The sequence below is a fragment of the Rhizobacter sp. AJA081-3 genome, assembly GCF_017795745.1.
Classification (GTDB): Bacteria; Pseudomonadota; Gammaproteobacteria; order Burkholderiales; family Burkholderiaceae_C; genus Piscinibacter.
In genome coordinates this window covers 4,376,974-4,403,742 of record NZ_CP059067.1, presented here as the reverse complement: position 1 = coordinate 4,403,742, position 26,769 = coordinate 4,376,974, and the positions used below count along the sequence as shown (strand labels likewise).

Genomic DNA, 26,769 nt, shown 5'->3' with positions numbered 1-26,769 from the left:
TGATGATCTTCGGAATCAGAGCAGCCGGCGGAGCGTGGCCTGGGTCTGGCGCAGCGCGGGCAGGCATTCGTCGATGAGCTGTTCAGCCGAGCGGCGCGCGGCGTGCGCGCTGACGTTGATGGCGGCGAGCACCGCGCCGTCGGCGCTGAGCAGCGGCACGGAGATCGTGCGCAGGCCGATCTCCAGTTCCTGGTCGACCAGCGCGTAACCCTGGCTGCGCACTCGTGCGAGCTCGGCGCGCAGCCGCTCGGGGTCGGTGAGGGTGTGCGGCGTCAGCGCGCCGAAGGCGCGGCCGCCCAGCCAGGCGTCGCTTTGCGCCTGCGGCAGCGCGGCCAGCAGCACGCGGCCATTGGCGGTGCAGAAGGCCGGTACGCGCGTGCCCGGCTGCAGCGTGCTCGACACCAGATGGCCGGCGGTGAGCGCAGCGATGCAGATGACGTCGTCGCCGTCGAGCACACCGGCCGACGAGGCCTCTTTCAGCGCCGCGACGAGCCGGTGCAACTCGGGCTGCACGAGGCGCGGCAGCCGGCCGGAGTGCATGTAGCTCTGCGCCAGCCGCAACACCTTCGCGCTGAGCGACCAGCGCCCGCGCTCGCTGCGCACGAAGCCCAGGTGCTCCAGCGTGATCAGGTAGCGGCGCGCGGCAGCGCGGGTCAGCTGGCAGCGCTCGGCGACCTCGGTGACGCTGAGCAGCGGGCGATCCTGGTCGAAGGCGCAGATCACCGCCAGGCCCTTCTCCAGGCCGGCGATCAGGTCGCGGCGCTGTGGCATGGCGCTGTCGGTCGGGTCGGCGGGGGAAACGGGGGCGAACATGCGGTCTGTCTCGTGAGCCAAGTCAATCTAGCGGCAAACGGCCCGCAGATGTTCAGAAAGCAAACTTCTGCGCGGTATTCGCGCAATTTGCCTACACTGGCTCAGGGTTCAACCGGCAGCGGCGCGGGCGCCTTGATCTCCTCCAGGCAGATCATCGACCGTACATCGTCGACGCCAGGCACCTGCATCAGCCGGTCGGTGAGGAACTGCGACAGGCTCTTCAGGTCGCGAGCCACCACCTTGAGCAAGTAGTCACTGTCGCCAGAGACCGTGTGGCATTCGAGAATCTGCGGAAAGGTGCGGATGCTCGCCTCGATCTCGCGCACGCGCCCGAACTGCTCGCCGGCGATGTTCAGGCTGACATAGGCCATCACGCCCAGGCCGATCGCCCCGGGCTGCACCTGCGCGGCGTAGCTGCGAATGACGCCGCGCTCCTCCAGCGCGCGCACGCGGCGAAAACACTGCGGCGCCGAGAGGTGCACGCGCGCGGAGAGCTCGACGTTGGTGGCGCGGCCGTCGGCCTGCAAGGCCTCGAGAATCTTGCGGTCGATGGCGTCGAGAGGGGTGGCTTCCATGTCGGAGTCGTCCTACTGTGCAAGAAGCATGCGCCGATCGGCGGATCGATGCAACTCTTGGAAAGCACATTTCGCTCAGTGGCGCCTAGAGTGGCGAGATTCAGGATCCATTGCAGGAAACCGCCATGAGCACCACTGCCCGCGCCGCCGCGCTCCGTTCGCGCACCGCCACGGCCGACCCGATCGAGCTCGAAGCCCGCCATGGCGCGCACAACTACCACCCGCTGCCGGTGGTGATCTCGCGCGGCGAGGGCGTCTGGCTGTTCGACACCGAGGGCCGCCGATATCTCGACATGATGTCGGCCTACTCCGCGGTGAGCTTCGGCCACGGCCACCCGGTGCTGGTGAAGGCGCTCACCGAGCAGGCGCAGCGCTTGGCGATCACCTCGCGCGCCTTCCACACCGACCGGCTGGGCGCCTTCCTGGAGGCGCTGACACGCGCCACCGGCATGGACCGCGCGCTGCCGATGAATTCGGGCGCCGAGGCGGTCGAGACGGCGATCAAGGCGGCGCGCAAGTGGGCCTACAAGGTCAAGAGTGTGCCCGAGGGGCGAGCGCGCATCCTGGTGGCGGAGGGCAACTTCGCCGGGCGCACCACCACCATCGTCGGCTTCTCCAGCGAAGCGCAATACCGCGACGGCTTCGGACCTTTCGCGCCCGGCTTCGCCAGCGTGCCCTTCGGCGATGCCGCCGCGCTGGAAGCGGCGATCACGCCTGAGACTGCCGCCTTCATCGTCGAGCCCATCCAGGGCGAGGCCGGCATCGTGGTGCCGCCGGCGGGTTACCTGCGCGCCGTGCGCGAGATCTGCACGCGCCACAACGTGCTGATGATCTGCGACGAGGTGCAGACCGGCCTGGGCCGCACCGGCGCCATGCTCGCCTGCGACCACGAAGGCGTGAAGCCCGATGGCCTGACGCTCGGCAAGGCGCTGGGCGGCGGTTTGCTGCCGGTGAGCGCGTTCCTGGCCCGAGCCGACGTGATGGCCCAGTTCACACCCGGAGACCATGGCAGCACCTTCGGTGGCAACCCGCTGGCCGCAGCGGTCGGGCTGGCCGCGTTGCAGACCTTGGAGAATGAACATCTCGCCGAGCGGGCACAGCGCGAAGGCGCACACCTGGTGGCCAGCCTGCGCGCCTTGCGCCACCCGGCCATCACCGACATCCGCGGCAAGGGGCTGCTGGTCGGCGTGCAGATCGATCCGGCCTTCGCCAGCGCCCGCGCGGTGTGCGAGGCACTGATGGCCGAGGGCGTGCTGACCAAGGACACCCACCACACGGTGGTGCGCCTGGCGCCGCCCCTGGTGATCGAGCGGGCGCAGGTGGATCAGGCGGTGGCGGCGCTCGGGCGCGTGCTTGAGCGGCTGAGCCAGCGCACGATCACACCGGAGCCGGCACTGCACTGACGGTCGACGTCAGTTCAGCGTGGCCGGGTCGACGTTCGCGCCACAGACGATCAGGCAGACCCGCTGAGCTTCGAGCGGCCGCCACGCGCCGCTGCGCAACGCGGCCAGCGGCAGGGCCGCCGCCGGCTCGACAGCCAGCTTGAACGATTGCCACAGCAGGCGCTGCGCTTCGCGGATGGCCGCGTCGTCGAGCAGCAGCGAAGTCACCGGGTGGCGCTGCACCACCTCCCAGGCCAGCGCGCCGATGCGCCGCGCGCCCAGCGCGTCGGCGGCGAGGCCGCTCACCTCCACGTCCACCGGCGTGCCGGCGGCCAGCGCGCGGTGCAGCGTCGGCGCGCCTTGCGGCTCGAGCGCGACGACCTGCGTGCGCCCGGCGAACCACGAGGCGATGCCGCCGATCAGCCCGCCGCCGCCCACGCTGACCAGCAGCGCGTCGGGCACGCCGCGCTGCTGCTCGATCTCGCGCGCCAGCGTGCCGGCACCGGCCAGCACTTCCGGCTGGTCGTAGGCGTGGGTCATCAGCGCGCCTGTCTCGCGCTGGCGCTTCTCGCAAGCGGCCAGGGCTTCGGCGTAGACCGCGCCAGTGACGACGACGCGCGCGCCCAGCCCTTCCAGCCGCTCGCGCTTGGCCGGCGAAATGACCGTGGGCACGAAGATCTCGGCCGGCACGCCGAGCGCTCGCGCGGCGGTGGCAGTGGCGATGCCGGCGTTGCCGCCCGACGCGGCTATCACGCCGGCGGCCGGGATGGGGTTGTCCAGCAGCCGGTTGAACATGCCGCGCGCCTTGAAGCTGCCCGAGACCTGCAACTGCTCCAGCTTGAGCCAGACCTCGAAGGGTGGCCCGTCGATCTGCAGCGCGCTGCTGGGCAGCACCCAGCTTGGCGTGCGCCGCACGTGCGGCGCGATGCGTGCCGCCGCCGCCTCGATGTCGGCGAGGCTGTTCACACGCGCTCCACGATCAGCGCGATGCCCTGGCCCACGCCGATGCACATGGTGCACAGCGCGTAACGGCCGCCGATCCGGTGCAGCTGATTGATCGCGGTGGTCACGAGCCGCGCGCCGCTGGCGCCCAGCGGGTGGCCGAGCGCGATCGCGCCGCCGTTCGGGTTGACGCGAGCGTCGTCGTCGGCGATGCCCAGCTCGCGCAGCACCGCCAGGCCCTGGGCCGCGAAGGCTTCGTTGAGCTCGATCACGTCCATCTGCGCCAGCGTCAGGCCGGTCTGCGCTAGCACCTTGCGCGTGGCCGGCGCCGGGCCGATGCCCATGATGCGCGGCGGCACGCCGGCGGTGGCCATGCCGACGACGCGGGCGCGTGGCGTCAGGCCGTGGCGAGACAGCGCGCGCTCGCCGGCCAGCAGCAGCGCGCAGGCGCCGTCGTTCACGCCCGAGGCGTTGCCGGCCGTCACCGTGCCGTCGGGCCTCACCACGCCCTTGAGCCTGGCCAGCGATTCCAGGCTGGTCTCGCGCGGGTGCTCGTCCTTCGTCACGACGATGGCGTCGCCCTTCTTCTGCGCGATCGTCACCGGCGTGATCTCGGCGTCGAAGAAGCCGGCCTTCTGCGCCGCCACCGCCTTGAGCTGCGAGGCCAGCGCCATGCGGTCCTGCGCGGCGCGTTCGATCCCGTGGTCGGTGGCCACGTTCTCGGCCGTCTCGGGCATCGAGTCGACGCCATGCATCTCCTTCATGAGCCTGTTGACGAAGCGCCAGCCGATGGTGGTGTCGTAGACGGCGTTGGCGCGGCTGAAGGCGCTCTCGGCCTTGGGCATCACGAAGGGCGCGCGGCTCATGCTCTCCACGCCGCCCGCGATCATCAGCTCGGCCTCGCCGGACTTGATGGCGCGTGCGGCGGTGCCCACCGCGTCCATGCCCGAGCCGCACAGGCGGTTGATGGTGGCGCCGGGAAGTTCGATCGGCAGCCCGGCGAGCAGGCTGGACATGTGGGCGACGTTGCGGTTGTCTTCGCCGGCCTGGTTGGCACAGCCGAAGATCACGTCGGTCACTGCCTGCCAGTCGAGTGTCGGATGGCGCGCCATCAGCGCCTTCAGCGGGATCGCGCCGAGGTCGTCGGTGCGCACGGAAGACAGGGCACCGCCGTAGCGGCCGATGGGTGTGCGCAATGCGTCGCAAATGAAGGCGTGGGTCATGGGATGTCTCCGTTTCGATGAATCAGGCGATGTCAGTGGCTTAGCGGGACGCCGGTCAGGCGTTGCAGCTCGGCCAGGCTCAGACCGTCGATGATGTCGAGCACCTTCAGCCCCTGCGGCGTCACGTCGATCACGGCGAGGTCGGTATAGATGCGGCTCACGCAGGCGATGGCGGTGAGCGGGTAGCTGCACTGCGCGACGATCTTGCTTTCGCCGGACTTGGTCAGGTGTTCCATCATCACATACGTCTTCTTCGCGCCGAGGGCCAGATCCATCGCGCCGCCGACCGCGGGGATCGCATCCGGCGCGCCGGTGTGCCAGTTGGCCAGGTCGCCGGTGGCCGACACCTGGAAGGCGCCGAGCACGCAGATGTCGAGGTGGCCGCCGCGCATCATCGCGAACGAGTCGGCGTGGTGGAAGAAGGCGCCACCGGGCAAAAGCGTCACCGGCTGCTTGCCGGCGTTGATCAGGTCGGGATCTTCCTCGCCCAGCGCAGGCGCCGGGCCCATGCCGAGCACGCCGTTCTCGCTGTGCAGGACAACCTCGCGCTCCTTCGGCAGGTGGTTGCCCACGAGGGTCGGCAGGCCGATGCCCAGGTTCACGTACGCGCCTTCGGGGATGTCGCGCGCCACGCGGGCGGCCATCTGGTCGCGGGTCCATCGCTTCATCGCGGCACCTGAACCATCCGTTGCACGAAGATCCCCGGCGTGACGATGTGCTCCGGGTCGAGCCCGCCCAGCGGCACGATCTCGTGCACCGAGGCGATGGTCAGCGTCGCGGCCGTGGCCATGATCGGCCCGAAGTTGCGCGCCGTCTTGCGGTAGACCAGGTTGCCCCAGCGATCGCCGCGCTCGGCCCGGATCAGCGCCACGTCGGCGTGGATCGGCGACTCGAACACGTGCATGCGCCCGCCGATCTCGCGCGTCTCCTTGCCTTTCGCGAGCTCGGTGCCGTACCCGGTGGGTGCGAAGAAGCCGCCGATGCCGGCCCCGGCCGCGCGGATGCGCTCGGCCAGGTTGCCCTGCGGCACCAACTCCAGCTCGATCTTGCCTGCGCGGTACAGGCCGTCGAACACCTGTGAATCGGTCTGGCGTGGGAAGGAGCAGATGATCTTGCGCACCCGCCTGGCCTTCAGCAGCGCGGCGAGGCCGGTCTCGCCGTTGCCGGCGTTGTTATTGACGACGACAAGGTCTCGCGCGCCCTGCGCGATGAGCGCGTCGATCAGCTCGGCGGGCTGCCCGGCGCCGCCGAAGCCGCCGATCATCACCGTCGCGCCGTCGCGCACGCCCTGCAACGCGGCGGCCGTGTCGGCGACGCATTTGTCGATCATGGAGGCTGTCTCGAAGGGGGTAGAGTGTGTTCGTATATAGAACCTAGGTTCTAATAATGAACAGTGTAGGGGAGGCCGGGCATGCTGCGCAAGACCGCCGCTCAAGTGGCTCCCTGGCGTGCCGAAACAACACGCAAGCCCCGCGGGGGGCTGCCGTTCCGGTCACGCCATGTCCACTGCCACCGCCCAAGAAACCATCGACGTCGCCGCGCTGCGCGTGGGCATGTTCGTCCACCTGGACCTGGGATGGCTCGCGCATCCGTTTCCTCTGAGCAGCTTCCGAATTGCCTCCGAAGACCAGATCAGCACGATCCGCGCACTCGGGCTGAAGCACGTGCGCTGGAGCAGCCAGCAGAGCGAGCTCGGCGACACTGCAACGGGCGCGGCGGAATCCGTTCCCGCGGCGAGCGCCCCCGCGGCGCCACAGGAGTCGCCCGAAGCCAAGGCGCGCAATGAACTGCGTCGCCAGCTGGCCGAACAGCGCGCCGGCCTGCTGCAATGCGAGCGCCAGTTCGCCGAGGCCGCACGCGAGCTCAAGCATGCCGTCGACCTCGTCGTCACGAAACCGGCCGAAGCCGCGGCGCATGCCACCGCGCTGGCCCGGGCACTGGTCGACAAGATGCTCGGCGAGCAGGACCTGTGCATCCGGCTGCTCTCCGATGCGGCCAGCGACAAGCCGTCGGCGCATGCGCTGAACGTCACGCTGATCTCCATGCTGATGGGCCGCACCTTCGGCCTGGCCGAAGCGGACATGATCGACCTGGGCGTCGGCTCGCTGATGCACGACATCGGCAAGCTCGACCTGCCTGACCGCGTGCGCCACCGCGAAGAGCACTTCACGGCGGCAGAACAGCGGCTGTACGAGGAGCACGTGGCCATGGGCATCGTGCAGGCGCGCAAGATGGGCCTGAGCCCCGGCGCCTCGCTGGTCATCGCACAGCACCACGAACACGCCGACGGCAGCGGCTTCCCGCTGAAGCTGAACACCGATCGCATGTCGGCGCTGTCGCGCATCGTCGCGCTGGTCAATCGCTACGACAACCTGTGCAATCCGAACATCACCGCGAAGGCGATGACGCCGCACGAGTCGCTGTCGATGCTGTTCGCGCAGTCCAAGAGCAAGTTCGACACGGCCATCCTCGGCGCCTTCATCAAGATGATGGGCGTCTACCCGCCCGGCTCGACCGTGCAACTCACCGACGACAGATACGCGCTGGTGGTCTCCGTCAACTCCAGCCGCCCCCTCAAGCCCCGCGTGCTGGTCCACGAGCCCAAGGTGCCGCGCGACGAGGCGCTGATCCTGGACCTGGAGCGAACCGAGGGCCTGGGCATCCGCCGCAGCCTGCGCCCGCAGCAGCTGCCGCCGAATACGCTGGCCTACCTGTCACCGCGCCCGCGCGTGGCCTACTTCTTCGAGCCGGCGCGCGAGAGCGACCACGAGCAATGACCTTGCGCGCCGACTGGCACACGCTGATCGACGCCATGCCGCATGCGGTGTGGATGGTCGATGCCGCCACGCTGCGGGTCGTATCGGCCAATGGCCCGGCCGCGCAACTGCTGGGCTGCGAGCGCGCGCAGCTGATCGGCAACGCGGCGCTGACGCTGGCCGCCACGCCCGAAGACCTGTGCTTCTGGGAAGAGGCGGCTGCAGGACACCATGAGCGGCTGTCGTCCGACACCTTCGTGCGCCGCTTCGACGGCACAGCGGTGCCGGTGAGCCGCCGCATCGAGCGCATCGAACTCGGCGGCGCCGACTACTACCTCGTCGCGCTGAACGACCGCAGCGCGCAGGTGCGCGTCGAGCGGGAACTCGAACTCGCCGCCGCCGAGCTCTCGGCCACGCTCGAATCGACGGCCGACGGCATCCTCGTTACCGACCTGGCCGGCCGCATCCGCCACTGCAACCGCCGCTTTGCCGACCTGTGGGGCGTGCCGCAGGACCTGCTGACGAACCGCGATGACGACGCCGTGCTCGACTGGATGCGCCGCAGCGTCACCGACCCGGCTGCCTACATGCGTCGTCTGGCCGCCGTGGAAGAGGCGACCATGCTGCAGGCCAGCGACGTGCTGGAGCTGCACTCGGGCAAGGTGATCGAGCGCATCACCTTGCCCCAGTGCAGCGGCGGCCGGCCGATCGGCCGCGTGTTCTCGTACCGTGACATCACCGACCGAATCGCCGCCTCGCTGCGCATCGAGAAGCTCTCGCACACCGACACGCTGACCGGCCTGCCCAACCGAGGGCTGCTGGGCGAACGCATCGAGCGGGCGCTGGCGCTCGCTCAGCGCGAGGGGGCGCCCTTCGCCCTGCTGCTGCTGAACCTCGACCACTTCAAGCACATCAATGACACGCTCGGCCACGCCTTCGGCGACCGCGTGCTCGTCGAGGTGGCAGAGCGCCTGACGGCAGGCGTGCGGCAGATCGACACCGTGGCACGCCTGGGCGCCGATGAGTTCGTGCTGCTTGCGCAACGCTCCGACGCCGCCGGCGCCGAAGCCGCTGCGCGCCGCGTGATGGAGGCGCTGCAGCGCCCGTTCACGCTCGACGGCCTGAGCTTCACCGTCACGGCCAGCGTCGGGATCGCGCTGCACCCGGCCGACGGGTCGGACATGGACGGCCTGCTCGGCCGCGCCGACGCAGCGATGCGCGAGGTCAAGCAGGCCGGCCGCGCCGGCTTCCGTTTCCACACCGTGCGCAGCCACGCCGGCGATGCCGACCTGCGCACGCGCATGCAACTCGACCACGCGATGCGGCAGGCGCTGACGCAGCAGCGCTTCCGGCTGCACTACCAGCCGCAGATCGATCTGGCCACCGGCACAGTGATCGGCGCCGAGGCGCTGATCCGCTGGCGCGATCCCGAACTCGGCGAAGTGCCGCCCGGGCGTTTCATTCCGGTGGCCGAAGAGAGCGGCTTCATCGTCGCGATCGGTGACTGGGTGCTGCGCCAGGCCGTCGCCCAGGCCGCGCAGTGGCACGCCGGCGGCATGCCGATGCGCATGTCGGTGAACGTGTCGGCGCTGCAGTTCCGCCAGCCTGGCTTCGTCGACGGCGTGGCCAGCACGCTGCGTGCCGCCGGCCTGCCCGGCCGGCTGCTCGAACTCGAGCTCACCGAGTCCATCCTGATCCAGGACGTGGAGGACACGCTGGCGCGCTTGCACGCGCTGGCCGAAATCGGCGTGCTGCTGGCCATCGACGACTTTGGCACCGGATACTCCAGCCTGGGCTACCTCAAGCGGCTGCCGATCGGGCGGCTGAAGATCGATCGCAGCTTCGTGATGGACCTGCCCGGTGACACGAGTGACGCCAGCATCGTCAACGCCATCATCAATCTCGGCCGCGCGCTGGACATCCAGGTCATCGCCGAGGGCGTGGAGACAGAAGCGCAGCGCCAGTTCCTGCGCCAGGCGGGCTGCCACGAGTTCCAGGGCTATCTGTTCGCGCCCGCGCTGGACGTGAAGAGTTTCGAGGCGCTGCTGGCACCCGCCGCCGATCGCCGCGTCGTGCCGCTGCCGCGCCGTCGTGCCTCCCGCGTCCAGCCCGGCGCCGCAGTGCGGGATTGAGCCGGCTCCTCGCCAAGCGCCCCGCGAGTTTGTAGAGTCCCGGCGCAAGGAGCTTGCGCATGGGTACCCTGGATGCCGCCGTCGAACGCCGGCTTGCCGGTCTCGATCTGCCCCTGGCCGTGGCCTTGCCCGGCGGGCGCCGCTTCGGGCCGGCGCGCGCCGCGGTCACGTTGCGTCTCGAACGCCTGTCATCCCTGGTACACCTGGCCACCGGGCAGGTGGGGCGTGTCGGCGAAGACTACGTCGAGGGCCGGCTCGACATCGACGGCGCGTTGCGCGACATCGTGGCCATCGCCGCACAGATGATCGGCGAGGACCCGACCCAGGTCGACGCCCGCGCCGCACCGCTGGTCTGGTGGCGGGAGCTGATGCGAGGCCTGCGATCACGCCGCCGCCACCTGCCGCAGGCGGACGCCCAGCAGGTGCAGTTCCACTACGACGTGTCGGACGACTTCTACGCGCTGTGGCTGGACCCGCGGCGCGTCTATTCCTGCGCCTACTACCGCGACGCGGGCATGGCGCTCGCGCAGGCGCAGGAGGCCAAGCTCGACCACATCTGCCGCAAGCTGATGCTGCGCGAGGGCGATCGTTTCCTCGACATCGGCGCCGGCTGGGGCGGGCTGCTGCTGTGGGCGGCCGAGCACTACGGCGTGCGCGCGCACGGCATCACGCTCAGCCGGCACCAGCACGCGCATGTGAACGGCCTGATCGAAGCGCGCGGCCTGCGCGGCCGCGTCAGCATGCGGCTGCTCGACTACCGCGATCTGCCCGAGGACGAGCCCTTCGACAAGATCGCATCGGTGGGCATGTTCGAGCACGTCGGTCTGGCGCGGCTGCCGCAGTACTTCGCCAAGATCCAACGCCTGCTGCGCCCGGGCGGGTTGCTGATGAACCACGGCATCACCGCCGGCGGCACACGCAATGACCGGCTCGGCGCGGGCCTGGGCGACTTCATCGACCGCTACATCTTCCCCGGAGGCGAGTTGCTGCACGTGTCGCAGGTGCTGCGCTCTATGTCCGAGCAGGGCCTGGAGCCGCTGGACGTGGAAAACCTGCGCCCGCACTACGCGCGCACGCTGTGGGCCTGGAGCGATGCGCTCGAGGCCCAGCTCGACACGGCGCGCAGCATCGCCGGCGAACGCGTGGTGCGCGCCTTCCGGCTCTACCTGGCCGGCAGCGCGATGTGTTTCGAGCAGGGCTGGATCGCTTTGTTCCAGATGCTCGCATCGCGACCCGGCGGCGACCCGGCCGGCGGCCCGTTGCGCGGAGCACAATCGGACTACCCCTTCAACCGCGCGTACATGTACGAACCCCACCCATGATCTACAAGTTCAAATCCAAGGCAGCGGGCGACCTGATCATGATGGGTCCGTCCGGCGATCAGGTGCTGCGCATCATCGGCAAGGAGCCGGCGGCCCAGGGGATCATCGAGCCCGCGGCCATGCCGGCGGCGATGGCGGCGATCGAGCGGGCGGTGGCCGAGGACGACGAAGCGCGTGCACGCGCCGAACGCGAGGCGCAGGCGGAAGGCCGCACGCTGCCCCCGCGCGAGGGCGTTTCGCTTCGCCAGCGCGCCTGGCCGCTGATCGAGATGATGAAGCGGGCCCATGCCGACGGCAAGGACATCGTCTGGGGCATCTGAGGACAAGCACATGCGACTGTGGAGCAACAGCTGGGTCGATGGTGAACGCATTCCGGCACGCTACGCGGCGGGCCGTCTGCTGGACAGCGGGGTGGGCTTCTCCGACAACCTGAACCCGCATTTCGCCTGGAGCGAGGTGCCGGCCGGCACGCGCTCCTTCGCGCTGATCTGCCATGACTTCGACGTGCCCAGCCGCGGCGACGATGTCAACCGGACCGACCGCGAGGTGCCCGAGGACCTGCCGCGCGTGGATTTCTTCCACTGGGTGATGGTCGACCTGCCCGCCAGCCTGTCGACGATCACTGAAGGCGAGTTCAGCCGCGGCTTCACACCGCGCGGCAAGGGCGGGCCGGCGACGCTGCATGGCGCGCGCCACGGCCTGAACGACTACACCGGCTGGTTTGCCGGCGACGCCGAGCGGGGCGGCGACTACTTCGGTTACGACGGGCCGTTCCCACCTTTCAACGATTCGCTGGTGCATCACTACGTCTTCACGCTCTATGCGCTGGACGTGGCGCGCGCGCCGATCGAGGGCGCGTTCACCGGCGCGCAGGCGCGCGCGGCGATCTACCCGCACGTGCTGGCCGAGGCGATGCACTCGGGCACCTACACGCTGAACCGTCGTCTGGCCGGCTGATCATGCACGCCATGACCGATTCCGCCGCCGGCCAGCTCACCCGAATCGTGGCCATCCGGCATGGCGAGACGGCGTGGAACGTCGACACGCGCATCCAGGGCCAGCTCGATGTGCCGCTCAACGACAAGGGCCTGTGGCAGGCGCGGCGCCTCGGCCAGGCGCTGGCCGACGAAGGCATCAGCGTGGTCTACAGCAGCGACCTGCAGCGTGCGCTGCAGACCGCGCAGGCGGTGGCCGCGGCCTGCGCGCTCGACGTGGTCACCGACACCGGGCTGCGCGAGCGCGCCTTCGGCGTCTTCGAAGGGCTGACCTGGGCCGAGATCGAGCGCGATCACCCGGTCGAGAGCGAACGCTGGCGCCGCCGCGACCCCGACTTCGGCCCGGTGGGCGGCGAGGTGCTTTCCGATTTCTACGAACGTTGCGTGGGCTGCATCACCGCGCTGGCGGAACGCCACCCGGGCGAGGTGGTGGCCATGGTCGCCCACGGCGGCGTGCTCGACTGCCTGTACCGCGCCGCCACCCGGGTGGACCTGCGCGCGCCGCGCTCCTGGCAGCTCGGCAACGCGAGCATCAACCGCCTGCTGCACACGCCGCAAGGCCTCACGCTGGTCGGCTGGGCCGATACCGGCCACCTCGACGGCGCGGTGCACGACGAATTCAGCGACGCCGGCGCGAACCGCGCCGCACTCGGGAGTACCGCATGAATCTCGGGCAGGCCGCGCGGGTCGGCGATGCGGTGCCGGCCATCGACACCCCGGCCCTGGTGATCGATCTCGACGCGATGGAGCGCAACATCCAGCGCATGGCCGAGTTCGCGCGCACGCACGGCATGCGACTGCGGCCGCACGCCAAGACGCACAAGAGCGCGGCCATCGCCCGGCTGCAGATGGCCGCCGGCGCCGTCGGCGTGTGCGTGCAGAAGCTCTCGGAAGCGCAGGCGCTGGCCGAGGCCGGCGTGAGCGACATCTACATCAGCAACGAGGTCATCGACGCGGCCAAGCTCACGGCCCTGGCCGCGCTGGCCGGCCGCGTGCGGCTCGCGTTGGCGGTCGACTCGGCCCTTGGCGTCGACCGTCTCGCGCTGGCGCTGAAGGCGGCCTGCACGATGCTCGACGTGTTCGTCGAGGTCGACGTGGGCCACGGCCGCTGTGGCGTCGCGCCGACGGCCGCAGTGGGCATCGCGCACCAGGTGGTGTCGCACGGCCTGCGCTTCGCCGGGTTGCAGGCCTATCACGGCCGCGCGCAGCACCTGCGCACGCCGGCCGAGCGCGAAACGGCGATCCGCCATGCCGTCGGGCTGGCGCGTGCGGCGCAGGCGGCCATCACCTCCGCCGGCATCGCGTGCCCGCTGGTCACCGGCGCGGGCACCGGCACTTTCATGCTGGAAGCCGCCAGCGGCCTGTACGGCGAATTGCAGTCGGGCAGCTACGTCTTCATGGACCGCGACTATGCCGACAACCACGGTGCGCCGCACGCGCCGGCCTTCGAGCACGCGCTCTTCGTCAAGAGCCAGGTGATGAGCGCGGGCACCTCGCACGTGGTGGTCGACGCTGGCCACAAGTCGCACGCGATCGACTCCGGGCTGCCGCGCGTTCTAGGCCTCGACGTGGAGTTCGTCAACGGCGGCGACGAGCACGGCATCCTGCGCCGGCGCGGCGCGGACGCATTGCCGGCGCTCGGCGATACCGTCTGGCTGATTCCCGGCCACTGCGACCCGACCGTCAACCTGCACGACCACTACGTCTGCGTGCGCGGCGGGCTCGAGGCCGGCCGTGTCGAGGCGCTGTGGCCGGTGGACGCGCGCGGCTGCATCAGGTGAAGGCCACATGGGTTTGACCGGCCCGCAGGTCATCGTGCTGGCCACGCCGGTGTTCCTGTCGCTGATCGCCCTCGAGTTCGCCGTCGGCCGTGCGCGCGGTCGCGACACCTACCGCCTGAACGACGCGCTGAACAGCATCGGCCTGGGCATCATGAGCCAGATCACCGGCCTGTTCGTCGCGTTGTTCACGCTGGGCATCTACACGGCGGTGTATGAGCACCTGGCGATCTGGTCGCTGCCGAAGGACTCGGCGGCGGTGTGGTTCGGTGCGCTGATCGCCTACGACTTCTTCTACTACTGGCACCACCGCGCCGGACACCGCATCGCGCTGTTCTGGGCCTCGCATGCGGTGCACCACCAGAGCGAGGACTACAACCTCTCGACCGCGCTGCGCCAGACCAGCGGCGGCTGGGTGGCCGGCTGGCTGTTCTACCTGCCGATGGCGCTGGCCGGCGTGCCGCCGCTGGTGTTCGCCGTCGTCGCGCTGATCGACCTGCTCTACCAGTACTGGGTGCACACGCAGCAGATCGGCCGGCTCGGCTGGTTCGACCGCTGGTTCTGCGCGCCGAGCAACCACCGCGTGCACCACGCCGTGAACGACCGCTATCTCGACCGCAACTACGGCGGCATCCTGATCGTCTGGGATCGCCTGTTCGGCACCTTCATCGGGGAAGACGACGCCGAGGCCTGCGTCTATGGCACCCGCTCGCCGCTGCGCAACTGGAACCCGCTGTGGGCCAACCTGCAGGTCTATCGCGAGCTCGCGCTGGACAGCTGGCATGCCGCATCGTGGGGCGACAAACTTCGCGTGTGGCTCAAGCCGCCCGGCTGGCGGCCCGCGGATGTGGCGGCGCGCTGGCCCAAGCCGGCCTTCGACATCCGGGCCGTGCAGCGCTTCGACCCGCCGTTGCCGCCGCGTGCTGCTCTGGCGGCAGCTTTGTTGTTCGTGCTGCTGCTGGGCGCCACGGCGCTGTTGCTGTGGCATGCGCACCTGATCTCCAGCGCCCTGTTGTGGGGCGGTGCAGCCGCCATCGTGGCCGGCCTCTGGGGTGTGGGGGCGCTGTGCACGCCACGCTCGGCGGCAGTCGCGGGCAATCCCTGAGAGCGCTAACCCGCGAGTGGTGTGGCGCGCGGGCACTTGCTGCCTACACTGCGCCGTTCGATGGGCTGAATGTGCTTCAGCCCATCGAACTCAAACCACACCCTCCCGCATGCAACTTCGCCCCCTCGATCCCCGATCGCGCCCGAGCGCCGGCTTGTCGCCGGCCCTGGTGCCCGCGGTGTCGCGGGCGCTGACGCTGCTCGAGCGCCTCGCCCAGCAACGCGAGCCGATGAGCCTGGCGCGGCTGGCCAGCGAGCTCGAGCTGCCCAAGAGCAGCGTGCACGGCCTGTGCAACACGCTGCTGCGTTTCGGCTACCTGCACCGGCAGGACGACGGCGCCTTCCGCATCGGCCCGGGCGTGATGCCGCTGGCCGAGGCCTTCGTCGCCGGCACCGGCATCACGCAGGAGTTCAACGCACTGTGGCTCGACGCCGAGCCCGACGAGACCATCATCCTGTCGGTGCTCAACGGCCCCGACGTGGTCTACATTGCCGCGCGCAATGGCCGCCGGCCACTGGGGCTGGCCTTCAACGTCGGCATGCGGCTGCCAGCCCACCTCGCCGCCACCGGCAAGGCGATGCTCGCATTTCAGCCGGCCGACGCGGTGCGCAGCCGCTTCGGCAGCGCGGCGCTGGCGCCGATGAACGGGCGCGGGCCGAAGCATGTGGCGGATCTGCTGGCCGAACTGAAGCAGATCCACGAGCGCGGCTACAGCATCGACGACGAAAGCGTGCGCGCCGGCGTGTACTGCTTCGGCGCGCCGGTGTTCGATGCCGCCGCGCAACCGGTGGCCGGCCTGGGCGTGTGCCTGAACAAGGCGATGCTCGGCGACGACGCCGGCGCACGACACCGCGACGCCGTGCTGTGCGCGGCGCGCACGCTGACGCAGCGCCTGGGCGGCCGCCAGCCGCACTCGGAACGGGGCTGAGCCATGGCCGACGATTTCATCCTGCAGACGCACGACCTGACGAAGGAATTCAAGGGCTTCGTCGCCGTCAACCAGGTCAACCTGAACGTGCGGCGCGGAAGCATCCACGCGCTGATCGGCCCGAACGGCGCCGGCAAGACCACCTGCTTCAACCTGCTGACCAAGTTCCTCACGCCGACCACCGGTCGCATCGTCTTCGACGGCACCGACATCACCGGCGAGAGCTCGGCGCACATCGCGCGGCGCGGCGTGATCCGCTCGTTCCAGATCTCGGCGGTGTTCCCGCACCTGACGGTGCTCGAGAACGTGCGCGTGGCGCTGCAGCGCCAGCTCGGCACCTCGTTCCACTTCTGGCGTAGCGAGAAGATCCTCGACTCGCTCAACGGCCGCGCGACGGAGCTGCTCGAGGCGGTGGACCTCGGCAAGTACGCCGGCCTGACGGCGGTGGAGCTGAGCTACGGCCGCAAGCGCGCGCTGGAGATCGCCACCACGCTGGCGATGGAGCCCAAGCTGATGCTGCTGGACGAGCCCACGCAGGGCATGGGCCTGGAAGACGTCGACCGCATCAAGCAGCTGATCAAGAAGGTCGCCGCCGACCGCACCGTGCTGATGGTCGAGCACAACATGAGCGTGGTTGCCAGCCTGGCCGACACCATCACCGTGCTGGCGCGTGGCGCCACGCTGGCTGAGGGGCCCTACGAGCAGGTGTCGAAGAACCCGGCCGTGATCGAGGCCTACATGGGCAGCGCCAACGTCGAGTTGAAGGGCGCGCACTGACATGAGCAAGCGCTTCCTGGAAGTGAACGACCTGCACGCCTGGTACGGCGAATCGCACGTGCTGCACGGCGTGAACTTCCACGTCGACGAGGGCGAGGTGGTCACGCTGCTCGGCCGCAACGGCGCCGGCCGCACCAGCACGCTGCGCGCGATCATGGGCCTGACCGGCAGCCGCAAGGGCTCGATCAAGGTGCACGGCACCGAAGTCATCGACCTCGCCACCCACCGCATCGCGCGGCTGGGCATCGGCTACTGCCCCGAGGAGCGCGGCATCTTCTCCAGCCTGTCGGCGCAGGAGAACCTGCTGCTGCCGCCCAAGCTGGCCGAGGGCGGCATGAGCATCGAGCAGATCTATGCGATGTTCCCCAACCTGCAGGAGCGCGCGGGCAGCCAGGGCACGCGGCTGTCCGGCGGTGAGCAGCAGATGCTGGCGGTGGCGCGCATCCTGCGCACCGGCGCACGGCTGCTGCTTCTCGACGAGATCTCCGAGGGCCTGGCCCCGGTGATCGTGCAGAAGCTGGCCGAGATGGTCGTCGCGCTGCGCAAGCAGGGCTACACCATCGTGATGGTGGAGCAGAACTTCCGCTTCGCCGCGCCGCTGGCTGATCGATTCCTGGTCATGGAGCATGGCCAGGTCATCCAGGAATTCACCCAGTCCGAACTGCCGGCGCGCATGGAGCGCCTTCACGAGTACCTCGGCGTCTGACGCCAAGAGGTCGAACACCCGCCCGCTCAACCCACGGAGAGAACACCATGAAGCTCAACAAACTCGCTGCCGCCTGCGGACTCTCGCTCGCAGCTCTCACCGGCGCCCAGGCCCAGGTATCGGGCGACGTGATCAAGATCGGCCTGATCACCGACATGTCCAGCGTCTACGCCGACATCGACGGCCAGGGCGGCGTGGAGGCCATCAAGATGGCCATCGCCGACATGGGCGGCGCGATCGCCGGCAAGAAGATCGAGGTGCTGTTCGCCGACCACCAGAACAAGGCCGACATCGCCGCCGCCAAGGCGCGCGAGTGGTTCGACACCCAGGGCGTGGACATGCTGATCGGCGGCACCAACTCCGGCACCGCACTGGCCATGTCCAAGGTGGCGGCGGAGAAGAAGAAGCCCTTCCTCGTCGTCGGTGCGGCCACCTCGGCGCTGACCAACGACCAGTGCACGCCCTACACCGTGCATTGGGCCTACGACACCGTGGCGCTGTCCAAGGGCACCGGCAACGCGGTCGTCAAGGCTGGCGGCAAGAGCTGGTACTTCCTGACCGCCGACTACGCCTTCGGCGCGGCGCTGCAGAACGACACCAGCAAGGTCGTCACCGCGGCCGGCGGCACCATCGTCGGCTCGGTCAAGCACCCGCTGAACGCGAGCGACTTCTCCTCCTTCCTGCTGCAGGCACAGTCGAGCAAGGCGCAGATCCTCGGCATGGCCAACGCCGGCGGCGACACCATCAACACGATCAAGGCGGCCAACGAGTTCGGCGTCACCAAGACGATGAAGCTGGCCGGCCTGCTCATCTTCATCAACGACATCCACTCGCTCGGCCTGAAGACCACGCAGGGCATGTACCTGACCGACAGCTGGTACTGGAACCGCGACCCCGAGGCGCGGGCCTGGAGCCGCAAGTTCTTCGACAAGATGAAGCGCATGCCCTCGTCGATCCAGGCGGGTGACTACTCGGCCACGCTGCAGTACCTCAATGCGGTGAAGGCCACCGGCAGCGACGACGGCGACAAGGTGCTGGCGCAGATGCGCAAGACCAAGATCAACGACGTGTTCGCCAAGGGCGGCTACATCCGCGAGGACGGCCGCATGGTGCACGACATGTACCTGATGCAGGTGAAGTCGCCGGACAAGTCGACCGAGCCCTGGGACTACTACAACGTGGCCGAGACGATCAAGGGCGAGGCGGCCTGGACGGCCAAGGCCGACACCAAGTGCCCGCTGTGGAAGTGATCGGCTGAACTGACGACGCCCCGCACGCCATGGAGATCTTCGGCATCCCGCTGCAGGCCTTCCTCGGGCAGCTTCTGCTCGGGCTGGTCAACGGCTCGTTCTATGCGCTGCTCAGCCTCGGGCTGGCGGTGATCTTCGGGTTGCTGGGCATCGTCAACTTCGCACACGGCGCCCTGTACATGATGGGTGCCTACGTGGCCTGGATCGGCCTCGAGTACTTCGGCATGAATTACTGGTTCGCGCTGGTGGTCTCGCCGATCGTGGTCGGTGCGCTCGGTCTGGTGATCGAGCGCACGTTGCTCAAGCAGCTGTACAAGATCGACCCGATCTACGGCCTGCTGCTGACCTTCGGCCTGTCGCTGATTGCCGAGGGCATCTTCCGCGACCAGTTCGGCGTGTCGGGCCAGCAGTACGCCGTGCCCGAGCTGCTGCAGGGCGCCACCAACCTCGGCTTCATGATCCTGCCGAACTACCGTGCCTGGGTGGTGGTGGCCTCGCTGGTGGTCTGCTTCGGCACCTGGTTCCTGATCGAGCGCACACGGCTGGGCTCGTATCTGCGCGCCGGCACCGAGAACCCGGCGCTGGTGCAGGCCTTCGGCGTCAACGTGCCGCTGATGGTGATGCTCACCTACGCGGCCGGCGCCGGGCTGGCGGCGATTGCCGGCGTGCTCGCCGCACCGGTCATCCAGATCACGCCGCTGATGGGCAGCAACCTGATCATCGTCGTCTTCGCCGTGGTGGTGATCGGCGGCATGGGCTCCATCCTCGGCTCCATCCTGACCGGGCTGATGCTGGGCATCATCGAAGGACTGACCAAGGTGTTCTACCCGGAGGCCTCGAACATCGTGGTGTTCGTGATCATGGCGATCGTGCTGATCATCCGGCCCGCCGGGCTGTTCGGGAAGGAGAAGTGATGACGTCCGAGCGACTCGGCCGCATCGCCTGGCTGGCCGGTCTGGCGATCCTGATCGCCGCGCCCTTCGTCGGCCTGTACCCGATCTTCATGATGAAGGCGCTGTGCTTCGCGATCTTCGCCTGCGCCTTCAACCTGCTGCTCGGCTACACCGGGCTGCTGTCCTTCGGCCACGCGGCCTATCTCGGCGCGGCAGCCTACGGCACGGGCTGGTTGGTCAAGAGTGCCGGCTGGTCACCCGAACTGGGCGTGCTCGGCGGCACGCTGTTCGCCGCCGCGATCGGGCTGGTGGTGGGGCTGATCGCGATCCGCCGGCAGGGCATCTACTTCGCGATGATCACGCTGGCGATGGCGCAGATGGTGTACTTCGTCTGGCTGCAGGCGCCGTTCACCGGCGGCGAAGACGGCCTGCAGGGCGTGCCGCGCGGAAAGCTGTTCGGCCTGATCGACCTGGCCAACGACACCGTGCTGTACTTCGTCGTGCTGGCGGTGTTCGTCGCGGTGTTCCTGTTCATCGTGCGCATCGTGCACTCGCCCTACGGCCAGGTGCTCAAGGCGATCCGCGAGAACGAGCCGCGCGCCGTCTCGCTGGGCTACGACGTCGACCGATACAAGCTGCTCGCCTTCGTGCTGTCCACCGGCCTGGCGGGGCTGGCCGGCTCGATGAAGACGCTGATCCTCGGCTTTGCGACGCTGTCGGACGCACACTGGTCGCTGTCCGGCGAGGTGGTGCTGATGACGCTGCTCGGCGGCATGGGCACCTTCGCCGGGCCGGTGATCGGCGCCTTCACGATCATCGGGCTGCAGAACTTCCTCGCCGACCGGGTCGGCTCCTGGGTGACGGTGATCATCGGCGCGATCTTCGTGGTCTGCGTGGTCGCCTTCCGCCGCGGTTTCGTCGGCGAACTTCTGGCCTGGCAGAAGCGGCGGCAAGCCGACAAGTCCTAGTCGGCCGGCTATTCGTCGAAGAGTTCGGGCGCGCCAGGTGTCCGTGGCGGCGTGACGCCCAGGTGCCGGTAGGCTGCCAGCGTGGCGATGCGCCCGCGCGGCGTGCGCTGCAGGAAGCCCTGCTGGATCAGGTAGGGCTCGATCACGTCCTCGATGGTGTCGCGCTCCTCGCCGATGGCGGCCGCGACGTTGTCCAGCCCCACCGGCCCGCCGTCGAAGCGGTGGATCACCGCCTCGAGCAGCTTGCGGTCCATCAGGTCGAAGCCGAGCGGGTCGACGTCGAGCATCTTCAGCGCGAGCTCGGCCTGCGCCTTGACGATGCGGCCGTCGCCCTTGACCTCGACGTAGTCGCGCACGCGGCGCAACAGCCGGTTGGCGATGCGCGGCGTGCCGCGCGAGCGGCGCGCGATCTCGGCGGCGCCTTCGTCGTCGGTGGACACGTTCAGCAGCCCGGCCGAGCGGCGCACGATGCGCGCGAGCTCCTCCGCGGTGTAGAACTCCAGCCGCGCGACGATGCCGAAGCGGTCACGCAGCGGGTTGGTCAGCATGCCCGCACGTGTGGTGGCGCCCACCAGTGTGAAGGGCTGCAGGTCGAGCTTGATCGAGCGCGCAGCCGGGCCCTCGCCGATCATGATGTCGATCTGGTAGTCCTCCAGCGCGGGGTAGAGGATCTCCTCGACGACCGGGCTGAGCCGGTGGATCTCGTCGATGAAGAGCACGTCGTTGCGCTCGAGGTTGGTGAGGATCGCCGCCAGGTCCTTCGGTTTCTCGAGCACCGGGCCGGAAGTCGAGCGCAGGTTCACGCCGAGTTCGTTGGCGATGATGTGGCTCAGCGTCGTCTTGCCCAGCCCCGGCGGGCCGAACAGCAGCACGTGGTCCATCGCCTCGCTGCGCTTCTTCGCCGCGCCGATGAAGATCTCCAGCTGCTCGCGCACCTTGGCCTGGCCGACGTAGTCGCCCAATCCCTTGGGACGCAAGGCACGCTCGATCGCTTCCTCGTTCGGCGAGGCCGGCGCGGCGCTGACCACCCGGCGCGAGGGCGCGAAATCGTCGGTCTGGATGCTCATGCGCGATTATGGGCACGCCGGCTGCGGGTGCTTCCTACCCGCGGTTGCGGGAAACGGCCTCGACTTGCCTGTTGTTAAGATCGCGTCGTGCAGTCCATCCGTCGCCTGTTCCGCCACGCCACCTGGTTCGCGATATTCGCGATGCTGGGCCTGGCGCTCGCGCCGACGGTGTCGCATGCGCTGGCGGCGTCCGGCCCCGGCAACCCATGGGCCGAGATCTGCTCGGTCGCCGGCGGCAAGGTGGTCGTGGCCGATGCGGCCGGCCTCACCGGCACGCAAGCCGAGCCCGGCACGCATCTCGGGCATTGCCCGCTGTGCGGCCAGCTCGGCAGCGCACCGGCCTTGCCGGTGGCCGAGTCGGCTGGAAGTTTCGCCGTCGACGGCGCGGGCTTCCTGCCGGCGCTCTTCGCCCAATCCCCATCCCCGCTGTTCGCCTGGGCCGCCGCCCAGCCGCGCGCTCCACCCGCTTCCTGCTGAACTGCTGACAGGCGCCGCTTTGCCGGCACGCCTGCGGCACCAACGCGGTGGCCGTGCGCTCGCGCTGGCCATCGATGCGCGCCGCCACTGGCGCGGTCTTCATCGACAGCAGGACCATGACAACACATCGCCTTTCCACGAGCCCGTGGAGGCTCGGCGCCATCGCGCTGGCCACCGCCGCCCTTTCGCTGCCCGCCCGGGCCCAGGGCGTCGCCACTGACCAGCAGCTCGCGCCCGTGCTCGTCACCGGCAGCGGCGTGCGCAACGGTCTGGCCGCCGACGTGCCCAGCAACAGCGCCAGCAAGACTGCCGAAGACCTGCGCGAGCAGAACCTCTTCAATCCGGAGGACGCGCTCAAGTACGTGCCCAACACCAGCATCCGCAAGCGCTACATCGGCGACCGCAATTCGATGATCGGCGGGCGCAGCTTCGGCACACTGCAGCCCTCGCGCGGCCTGGCCTACGTGGACGGCTATCTGATCTCGAATTTTCTCGGCCGCTTCGACGGGCCACGCTGGAACATGATCACGCCCGAGGCGATCGCGCGGGTCGACGTGCTCTACGGCCCGTTCTCGGCCATCTACCCCGGCAACTCGATCGGCACCACGGTGGTCACCACGGAGCGCGAGCCGCGGGCCTTCGAGGCCTCCGCACGCATCACCGGCTACCGGCAGCGCTTCGAGCTGTACGGCGATGCGAACGACTACGACGGCCACCAGCTCTCGGCCTTCGTCGGCAGCCGGCTCGACTCGGGGCTCTGGTACTCGCTGAGCGCGAACCGGCAGAACTCGACCTCGCAGCCGATGAACTACCAGACCGTGACCGCCAACGCCGCCGGTGTATTCCCTGCGGTCACCGGCGCGGCCGTGCCGGTGACGGGCATCCAGTACGACGAAGACCCGAAGGGCCTGAAGCGCGCGGTGTTCGGCGCCAGCGGCGGCGCCATCGACCACACCGTGCAGGACACGCTCAAGCTCAAGCTGGGCTTCGAGTTCACGCCGGAGATCGTCGCCAGCGCGATGCTCGGCGGCTGGACCAACGACACGCGCAACTCGAACCGCTCGTTCCTGCGCGACGCGGCCGGCGCCACCGTGTGGTCGGGCCGGGTCACCGACGGCACCCACACCTTCAACGTCCCGCTCAGCGCCTTCGCCCCGTCCAACCGGGACGAGACGCATCGCCACGGCGGCATCACGCTGAAGACGAAGTACGCGACCGGCTGGAACGGCTCGATCGTCTACTCGAACTACCGCATCGTGAGCGACATTGCGCGCCAGGCCAACCTGCCCGAGGACCAGGCGGCCAACGGCGGCGCCGGCAGCTGGACGCGGCGCGACGGCACGGGCTGGAACACGTTCGAGATGCAGGCCGCGTACCGGCCCAGCGAGGGCGACTTCACTGGCGGCCGCCACGCGCTGACCTTCGGCGTGCACCGCAACGCCTACCTGCTGGACAGCCCGACCACCAATGCCACCGACTGGCGCGTCACCGAGACCACGCTCTCGCAGCGCTACCACGGCCGCAGCGAGGTGACGGCGCTGTACGCGCAGGACGCCTGGAAGCTGCAGGAGGACCTGACGCTCACGCTCGGGCTGCGCCACGAGCGCTACGTCACGCGCGATGGCGAGCAGTTGCTGCGCGTGGCCAGCTGCACGGCTGCTGCCGGCGTGAGCTGCATGGACAACGGCGACGGCAGCTTCAACCGCGTGCTCGCCTACCCCGAGCGGCGCCTGTCCGGCAGCTCGCCGAAGGCCTCGATCTCCTGGCGCGCCGACGAGGACCTGCTGCTCAAGGCCAGCCTCGGCCGCGGCGTACGCTTCCCGAACGTCGAGGAGCTCTACAACGGCACCTTCACGGCGAGTTCGCAGACGCAGAGCGACCCGAACCTGCGCGCCGAACGCTCCAACGCCCTGGAGCTCAGCGCCGAGAAGGACTGGGAGATGCACCGGCTGCGCGTGTCGATCTTCCACGACGACGTGCGCGACGCCATCCTTCGCCAGAGCGACAACACGGTGACGCCGAGCGTGACGCGCGTCTCCAACGTCGACCGGGTGAAGACCCGCGGCCTGGAGATCGTCTGGCAGACGCAGGACTGGCTGCTGCGCGGGCTGAGCCTGGACGCCAACGCGGCCTTCGCCAACTCGAAGGTGACGGCCAACGCCGCCGACCCGGCCTCGGTGGGCAAGTACTGGTTGCGCGTGCCGAAGGTGCGCGCCAACCTGCTGGCGGCCTACCGGCCGAGCCGCGACTGGATGGGCAGCCTGGGCATCCGCCACTCGGGCCGCGCCTACAACGACACCTACAACCTGGACATCCACCCCGATGTCTATGGCGGCGTGTCGTCGTTCACCTTCGTCGACCTGCGTGGCAGCGTCAAGATCACGCCCCAGCTCGAACTCGCGCTCGGCGTGGACAATGTGGCCGACAGCCGCGGCTACCAGGCGCACCCGTACCCGGGGCGGACGTTCTTCACCGAACTGCGCGCCAGCTACTGAGGATGGCCATGAAGACCCGAATCGTTCCAGCACGAGGCCGATCGTTGGCCCTCGCGCTGATCGGCGCGCTGTTCGCGTCGATCGCGCTGGCCCAGCATGCCGAACACGCTCCGGCCAAGCCGAAGAAGCGCGCGCCGGCGCTGGCCCTGGGTGCGGCCTTCGCGCCCTCGGGCGAACTGTGGGTGGTGGCACTGGACGAGCAGCTGCGGCTGACCGTGCAGACCAGCGCCGACGAGGGCAAGACCTGGGCGGCGCCGCGCGTGCTGGCGCGCGGCGACGATGCGATCTCGGCCGACGGCGAGAACCGTCCGAAGATCGCCTTCGGCCCGAACGGCCAGGTGGTGATCAGCTACACCCAGCCACTGGCCAAGCCCTACACCGGCGCCATCCGCATGCTGCGCTCGGCCGATGGAGGCCGGAGTTTCTCGCCGCCGTTCACCGTACACGCGGACCGGCAGGTGATCACGCACCGCTTCGAGTCGATCGCCTTCGATTCGCAGGGAACCCTGCACACGTTGTGGGTGGACAAGCGCGACCTGGAGGCGACCGCGTCGAAGAAGGACTACCGCGGCGCGGCGATCTACCGCAACGAGTCGCGCGACGGCGGCGCGAGTTTCGGGCCGGACATCAAGCTCGCCGACCACTCCTGCGAATGCTGCCGCATCGCCCTGGCGCCTTCGCCCGACGGCCGCCTGGCCACGATGTGGCGCCACGTGTTCGCGCCGAACCAGCGCGACCATGGCTTCGCGCTGCTCGGTGCGCCGGCGAAGGCCGAGCCGGTGCGTGCCAGTCTGGACCGCTGGGCGGTCGACGCCTGCCCGCACCACGGGCCGGGCCTGACGCCGGCCGCGCAGGGCGGCTACCACGCCGTCTGGTTCGGCGAGCGTGCCGGCGTGGCGGCAGCGCGTTACGGCCGGCTCGCGGCCGACGGCTCGCCTCAGGGCGAGGCCAGGCTCCTGCCCGACGAAGCCGCCGAACACGCCGACCTGATCAGCGCTGGCGCGAAGCTCGCCATCGTCTGGCGCAGCTACGACGGCCAGGCCACGCGGCTGCGCGCCTGGCTGTCGCGCGACGACGGCCACAGCTTCACGCTGCAGGAGCTCGATGCGAGCCCCGATGACAACGACCACCCCAGACTCGTCCGACGGGGCGAGCGACTGTTCGCGCTGTGGCGCACCACGAAAGGCATCCATGTCCACGCCCTGCTTCCCTAGGCTGGCCGTTGCGGCGGGCCTGATCGCGCTGGCCGCCGGCTGGCATGTGGCGGCCGCACCGCGCGGCATCGAACCGTTCGCCGCCGGCACATGGGGCGCGCTGCAGTCCTCGCTGAAAAAGCCGGCGCTGGTGGTGTTCTCCTCCACCAGCTGCGGCAACTGCCCGGCGGTGATGGAGCAACTGTCCGCCGAGCTGCGCCGGCGCCGCGTCGACGCCACGCTGATGGCCGTGGTCACGGACATGGCGCCCGGCGAAGACGATGCCCACCTGCTGAAGCAGCCGCACTACCGCGTCGCCGAGCGGCTGTTCGCCTTCGACGGCCAGGCCCCGGCACTGCGCCACGTCGTCAACCCCGCATGGCGAGGCGCCACGCCCTACGTCGGCCTGCTCGTCCCGGGCCAGCCGGTGCGCTGGGTGACCGGCGCACCGGCTGCCGCCGACCTGGACGCCTGGGCCGCCGCCCGCCGCTGATTCCCCTTTCGTTTCAACCCCTGGAGAACGCCCGATGAAGACCCTTCGAATCACCCTCCTGGCCGCCATGGCCTTCGCTTCGGCTGCCGCGTCGGCCCAGACCACCGTCAAGGACGCCTGGGTGCGCGGCACCGTGGCGCCGCAGAAAGCCACCGGCGCCTTCATGCAGATCACCTCGGCGCAGGGCGGCAAGCTCGTCTCGGCGCAGTCGCCGCTGGCCGGCGTGACCGAAGTGCATGAGATGGCGATGGACGGCAACGTGATGAAGATGCGCGCGGTCCCGGCGCTGGAACTGCCGGCCGGCAAGGCCGTCGAGCTCAAGCCCGGCGGCTATCACGTGATGCTGATGGACCTGAAGCAGCCGCTGAAGGACGGCGAGAGCGTGCCGCTCACGCTGGTCGTCGAGGGCAAGGACGGCAAGCGCGAGACGCTGGAGCTGAAGGTGCCGGTGAAGGCCATGTCGGCGGCCATGCCCATGACCGAGCACAAGCACTGAGTC

Annotated in this window: 26 protein-coding genes and 1 pseudogene; 20 read left to right on the top strand and 7 right to left on the bottom strand. The window is 69.5% G+C overall.

Annotated features, from left to right (window positions below; all coding sequences use genetic code 11):
* Positions 1–15: 15 nt before the first annotated feature.
* Entirely contained in the window at positions 16–813 is a 798-nt protein-coding gene (locus tag HZ992_RS20875) for an IclR family transcriptional regulator domain-containing protein (protein WP_209383721.1), read from the bottom strand.
* Between the two features lie 101 nt (positions 814–914).
* Positions 915–1,388, bottom strand: a complete 474-nt coding sequence (locus HZ992_RS20870) for an Lrp/AsnC family transcriptional regulator (RefSeq protein WP_209383720.1) — start codon at positions 1,386–1,388, stop codon at positions 915–917.
* 125 nt (positions 1,389–1,513) lie between these two features.
* Here HZ992_RS20870 and rocD point away from each other — a divergent pair, with 125 nt between their 5' ends.
* Positions 1,514–2,791, top strand: a complete 1,278-nt coding sequence (gene rocD / locus HZ992_RS20865; RefSeq protein WP_209383719.1) for an ornithine--oxo-acid transaminase — start codon at positions 1,514–1,516, stop codon at positions 2,789–2,791.
* Positions 2,792–2,800: 9 nt separating this feature from the next.
* Here rocD and HZ992_RS20860 read toward each other — a convergent pair whose 3' ends face one another.
* From HZ992_RS20860 to HZ992_RS20845, 4 genes are read right to left on the bottom strand one after another with little or no spacing between them, the layout of a single operon-like run.
* Positions 2,801–3,736 carry a threonine/serine dehydratase gene (locus tag HZ992_RS20860; protein WP_209383718.1) on the bottom strand — a complete coding sequence of 312 codons (936 nt, stop codon included), beginning with the start codon at positions 3,734–3,736 and terminating at the stop codon, positions 2,801–2,803.
* Positions 3,733–4,935 (bottom strand): 3-oxoadipyl-CoA thiolase, encoded by a 1,203-nt coding sequence (pcaF, locus tag HZ992_RS20855; RefSeq protein ID WP_209383717.1) that lies wholly within the window; start codon positions 4,933–4,935, stop codon positions 3,733–3,735. Before pcaF ends, HZ992_RS20860 begins: the two co-directional genes overlap by 4 nt.
* 32 nt (positions 4,936–4,967) lie before the next feature.
* Positions 4,968–5,603: a 3-oxoacid CoA-transferase subunit B gene (locus HZ992_RS20850; protein WP_209383716.1), complete on the bottom strand. Its 636-nt coding sequence runs from the start codon at positions 5,601–5,603 to the stop codon at positions 4,968–4,970.
* Complete coding sequence (locus HZ992_RS20845; protein WP_209383715.1) at positions 5,600–6,265, bottom strand: 3-oxoacid CoA-transferase subunit A; 666 nt, start codon at positions 6,263–6,265, stop codon at positions 5,600–5,602. The genes HZ992_RS20850 and HZ992_RS20845 overlap by 4 nt, the downstream gene beginning before the upstream one ends.
* A gap of 169 nt (positions 6,266–6,434) precedes the next feature.
* Between HZ992_RS20845 and HZ992_RS20840 the strand changes: the two genes are divergently transcribed.
* The 14 genes and pseudogenes from HZ992_RS20840 to HZ992_RS20775 all read left to right on the top strand — a co-directional run bounded on the left by HZ992_RS20840 (position 6,435) and on the right by HZ992_RS20775 (position 20,545).
* Positions 6,435–7,712, top strand: coding sequence for a cyclic di-GMP phosphodiesterase (locus tag HZ992_RS20840; protein ID WP_209383714.1), 1,278 nt, complete (start codon positions 6,435–6,437; stop codon positions 7,710–7,712).
* Positions 7,709–9,823: a putative bifunctional diguanylate cyclase/phosphodiesterase gene (locus HZ992_RS20835; protein WP_209383713.1), complete on the top strand. Its 2,115-nt coding sequence runs from the start codon at positions 7,709–7,711 to the stop codon at positions 9,821–9,823. Before HZ992_RS20840 ends, HZ992_RS20835 begins: the two co-directional genes overlap by 4 nt.
* A gap of 59 nt (positions 9,824–9,882) precedes the next feature.
* Positions 9,883–11,145 carry a class I SAM-dependent methyltransferase gene (locus HZ992_RS20830; RefSeq protein WP_209383712.1) on the top strand — a complete coding sequence of 421 codons (1,263 nt, stop codon included), beginning with the start codon at positions 9,883–9,885 and terminating at the stop codon, positions 11,143–11,145.
* Positions 11,142–11,465 (top strand): DUF1840 domain-containing protein, encoded by a 324-nt coding sequence (locus tag HZ992_RS20825; protein WP_209383711.1) that lies wholly within the window; start codon positions 11,142–11,144, stop codon positions 11,463–11,465. The genes HZ992_RS20830 and HZ992_RS20825 overlap by 4 nt, the downstream gene beginning before the upstream one ends.
* A 10-nt stretch (positions 11,466–11,475) precedes the next feature.
* Complete coding sequence (locus HZ992_RS20820; protein WP_209383710.1) at positions 11,476–12,102, top strand: YbhB/YbcL family Raf kinase inhibitor-like protein; 627 nt, start codon at positions 11,476–11,478, stop codon at positions 12,100–12,102.
* A gap of 11 nt (positions 12,103–12,113) precedes the next feature.
* Positions 12,114–12,806 carry a histidine phosphatase family protein gene (locus tag HZ992_RS20815; protein WP_209383709.1) on the top strand — a complete coding sequence of 231 codons (693 nt, stop codon included), beginning with the start codon at positions 12,114–12,116 and terminating at the stop codon, positions 12,804–12,806.
* Positions 12,803–13,921 (top strand): DSD1 family PLP-dependent enzyme, encoded by a 1,119-nt coding sequence (locus tag HZ992_RS20810; protein WP_209383708.1) that lies wholly within the window; start codon positions 12,803–12,805, stop codon positions 13,919–13,921. Before HZ992_RS20815 ends, HZ992_RS20810 begins: the two co-directional genes overlap by 4 nt.
* 7 nt (positions 13,922–13,928) lie before the next feature.
* Positions 13,929–14,981 (top strand): annotated as a pseudogene (locus HZ992_RS20805) (sterol desaturase family protein); the annotation flags it as partial.
* A 151-nt stretch (positions 14,982–15,132) separates the two neighbouring features.
* Complete coding sequence (locus HZ992_RS20800; RefSeq protein ID WP_209383707.1) at positions 15,133–15,951, top strand: IclR family transcriptional regulator; 819 nt, start codon at positions 15,133–15,135, stop codon at positions 15,949–15,951.
* A gap of 3 nt (positions 15,952–15,954) precedes the next feature.
* Positions 15,955–16,728, top strand: coding sequence for an ABC transporter ATP-binding protein (locus HZ992_RS20795; RefSeq protein WP_209383706.1), 774 nt, complete (start codon positions 15,955–15,957; stop codon positions 16,726–16,728).
* A 1-nt stretch (position 16,729) separates the two neighbouring features.
* On the top strand, positions 16,730–17,434 hold the full coding sequence (locus HZ992_RS20790; protein ID WP_209383705.1) for an ABC transporter ATP-binding protein: 705 nt from the start codon (positions 16,730–16,732) through the stop codon (positions 17,432–17,434).
* A gap of 47 nt (positions 17,435–17,481) precedes the next feature.
* Positions 17,482–18,684 carry an ABC transporter substrate-binding protein gene (locus HZ992_RS20785; protein ID WP_209383704.1) on the top strand — a complete coding sequence of 401 codons (1,203 nt, stop codon included), beginning with the start codon at positions 17,482–17,484 and terminating at the stop codon, positions 18,682–18,684.
* Between the two features lie 29 nt (positions 18,685–18,713).
* Entirely contained in the window at positions 18,714–19,598 is an 885-nt protein-coding gene (locus tag HZ992_RS20780) for a branched-chain amino acid ABC transporter permease (protein WP_209383703.1), read from the top strand.
* Positions 19,598–20,545 carry a branched-chain amino acid ABC transporter permease gene (locus HZ992_RS20775; RefSeq protein WP_209383702.1) on the top strand — a complete coding sequence of 316 codons (948 nt, stop codon included), beginning with the start codon at positions 19,598–19,600 and terminating at the stop codon, positions 20,543–20,545. The genes HZ992_RS20780 and HZ992_RS20775 overlap by 1 nt, the downstream gene beginning before the upstream one ends.
* An 8-nt stretch (positions 20,546–20,553) precedes the next feature.
* Here the strand turns inward: HZ992_RS20775 and ruvB are convergent, their stop codons facing one another.
* The gene (gene ruvB / locus HZ992_RS20770) at positions 20,554–21,612 is read right to left on the bottom strand and encodes a Holliday junction branch migration DNA helicase RuvB (protein WP_209383701.1); all 1,059 of its coding nucleotides are present in this window, start codon (positions 21,610–21,612) and stop codon (positions 20,554–20,556) included.
* An 87-nt stretch (positions 21,613–21,699) separates the two neighbouring features.
* Between ruvB and HZ992_RS20765 the strand changes: the two genes are divergently transcribed.
* The 5 genes from HZ992_RS20765 to HZ992_RS20745 all read left to right on the top strand — a co-directional run bounded on the left by HZ992_RS20765 (position 21,700) and on the right by HZ992_RS20745 (position 26,766).
* Positions 21,700–22,089 (top strand): DUF2946 domain-containing protein, encoded by a 390-nt coding sequence (locus tag HZ992_RS20765; protein ID WP_209383700.1) that lies wholly within the window; start codon positions 21,700–21,702, stop codon positions 22,087–22,089.
* A gap of 116 nt (positions 22,090–22,205) precedes the next feature.
* Positions 22,206–24,584 (top strand): TonB-dependent receptor, encoded by a 2,379-nt coding sequence (locus HZ992_RS20760; protein WP_209383699.1) that lies wholly within the window; start codon positions 22,206–22,208, stop codon positions 24,582–24,584.
* An 8-nt stretch (positions 24,585–24,592) separates the two neighbouring features.
* Complete coding sequence (locus HZ992_RS20755) at positions 24,593–25,798, top strand: sialidase family protein (protein ID WP_245213144.1); 1,206 nt, start codon at positions 24,593–24,595, stop codon at positions 25,796–25,798.
* The gene (locus HZ992_RS20750) at positions 25,776–26,270 is read left to right on the top strand and encodes a hypothetical protein (RefSeq protein WP_209383698.1); all 495 of its coding nucleotides are present in this window, start codon (positions 25,776–25,778) and stop codon (positions 26,268–26,270) included. Before HZ992_RS20755 ends, HZ992_RS20750 begins: the two co-directional genes overlap by 23 nt.
* A 34-nt stretch (positions 26,271–26,304) precedes the next feature.
* Positions 26,305–26,766 carry a copper chaperone PCu(A)C gene (locus HZ992_RS20745; RefSeq protein ID WP_209383697.1) on the top strand — a complete coding sequence of 154 codons (462 nt, stop codon included), beginning with the start codon at positions 26,305–26,307 and terminating at the stop codon, positions 26,764–26,766.
* The last annotated feature ends 3 nt before the right edge of the window (positions 26,767–26,769 follow it).

Coding starts and splice junctions, on each gene's coding strand:
- HZ992_RS20875 (WP_209383721.1), bottom strand. CDS start 813: ATGTTCGCCCCCGTTTCCCCCGCCGACCCGACCGACAGCGCCATGCCA.
- HZ992_RS20870 (WP_209383720.1), bottom strand. CDS start 1,388: ATGGAAGCCACCCCTCTCGACGCCATCGACCGCAAGATTCTCGAGGCC.
- rocD (WP_209383719.1), top strand. CDS start 1,514: ATGAGCACCACTGCCCGCGCCGCCGCGCTCCGTTCGCGCACCGCCACG.
- pcaF (WP_209383717.1), bottom strand. CDS start 4,935: ATGACCCACGCCTTCATTTGCGACGCATTGCGCACACCCATCGGCCGC.
- HZ992_RS20850 (WP_209383716.1), bottom strand. CDS start 5,603: ATGAAGCGATGGACCCGCGACCAGATGGCCGCCCGCGTGGCGCGCGAC.
- HZ992_RS20845 (WP_209383715.1), bottom strand. CDS start 6,265: ATGATCGACAAATGCGTCGCCGACACGGCCGCCGCGTTGCAGGGCGTG.
- HZ992_RS20840 (WP_209383714.1), top strand. CDS start 6,435: ATGTCCACTGCCACCGCCCAAGAAACCATCGACGTCGCCGCGCTGCGC.
- HZ992_RS20835 (WP_209383713.1), top strand. CDS start 7,709: ATGACCTTGCGCGCCGACTGGCACACGCTGATCGACGCCATGCCGCAT.
- HZ992_RS20830 (WP_209383712.1), top strand. CDS start 9,883: ATGGGTACCCTGGATGCCGCCGTCGAACGCCGGCTTGCCGGTCTCGAT.
- HZ992_RS20825 (WP_209383711.1), top strand. CDS start 11,142: ATGATCTACAAGTTCAAATCCAAGGCAGCGGGCGACCTGATCATGATG.
- HZ992_RS20820 (WP_209383710.1), top strand. CDS start 11,476: ATGCGACTGTGGAGCAACAGCTGGGTCGATGGTGAACGCATTCCGGCA.
- HZ992_RS20815 (WP_209383709.1), top strand. CDS start 12,114: ATGACCGATTCCGCCGCCGGCCAGCTCACCCGAATCGTGGCCATCCGG.
- HZ992_RS20810 (WP_209383708.1), top strand. CDS start 12,803: ATGAATCTCGGGCAGGCCGCGCGGGTCGGCGATGCGGTGCCGGCCATC.
- HZ992_RS20800 (WP_209383707.1), top strand. CDS start 15,133: ATGCAACTTCGCCCCCTCGATCCCCGATCGCGCCCGAGCGCCGGCTTG.
- HZ992_RS20795 (WP_209383706.1), top strand. CDS start 15,955: ATGGCCGACGATTTCATCCTGCAGACGCACGACCTGACGAAGGAATTC.
- HZ992_RS20790 (WP_209383705.1), top strand. CDS start 16,730: ATGAGCAAGCGCTTCCTGGAAGTGAACGACCTGCACGCCTGGTACGGC.
- HZ992_RS20785 (WP_209383704.1), top strand. CDS start 17,482: ATGAAGCTCAACAAACTCGCTGCCGCCTGCGGACTCTCGCTCGCAGCT.
- HZ992_RS20780 (WP_209383703.1), top strand. CDS start 18,714: ATGGAGATCTTCGGCATCCCGCTGCAGGCCTTCCTCGGGCAGCTTCTG.
- HZ992_RS20775 (WP_209383702.1), top strand. CDS start 19,598: ATGACGTCCGAGCGACTCGGCCGCATCGCCTGGCTGGCCGGTCTGGCG.
- ruvB (WP_209383701.1), bottom strand. CDS start 21,612: ATGAGCATCCAGACCGACGATTTCGCGCCCTCGCGCCGGGTGGTCAGC.
- HZ992_RS20760 (WP_209383699.1), top strand. CDS start 22,206: ATGACAACACATCGCCTTTCCACGAGCCCGTGGAGGCTCGGCGCCATC.
- HZ992_RS20755 (WP_245213144.1), top strand. CDS start 24,593: ATGAAGACCCGAATCGTTCCAGCACGAGGCCGATCGTTGGCCCTCGCG.
- HZ992_RS20750 (WP_209383698.1), top strand. CDS start 25,776: ATGTCCACGCCCTGCTTCCCTAGGCTGGCCGTTGCGGCGGGCCTGATC.
- HZ992_RS20745 (WP_209383697.1), top strand. CDS start 26,305: ATGAAGACCCTTCGAATCACCCTCCTGGCCGCCATGGCCTTCGCTTCG.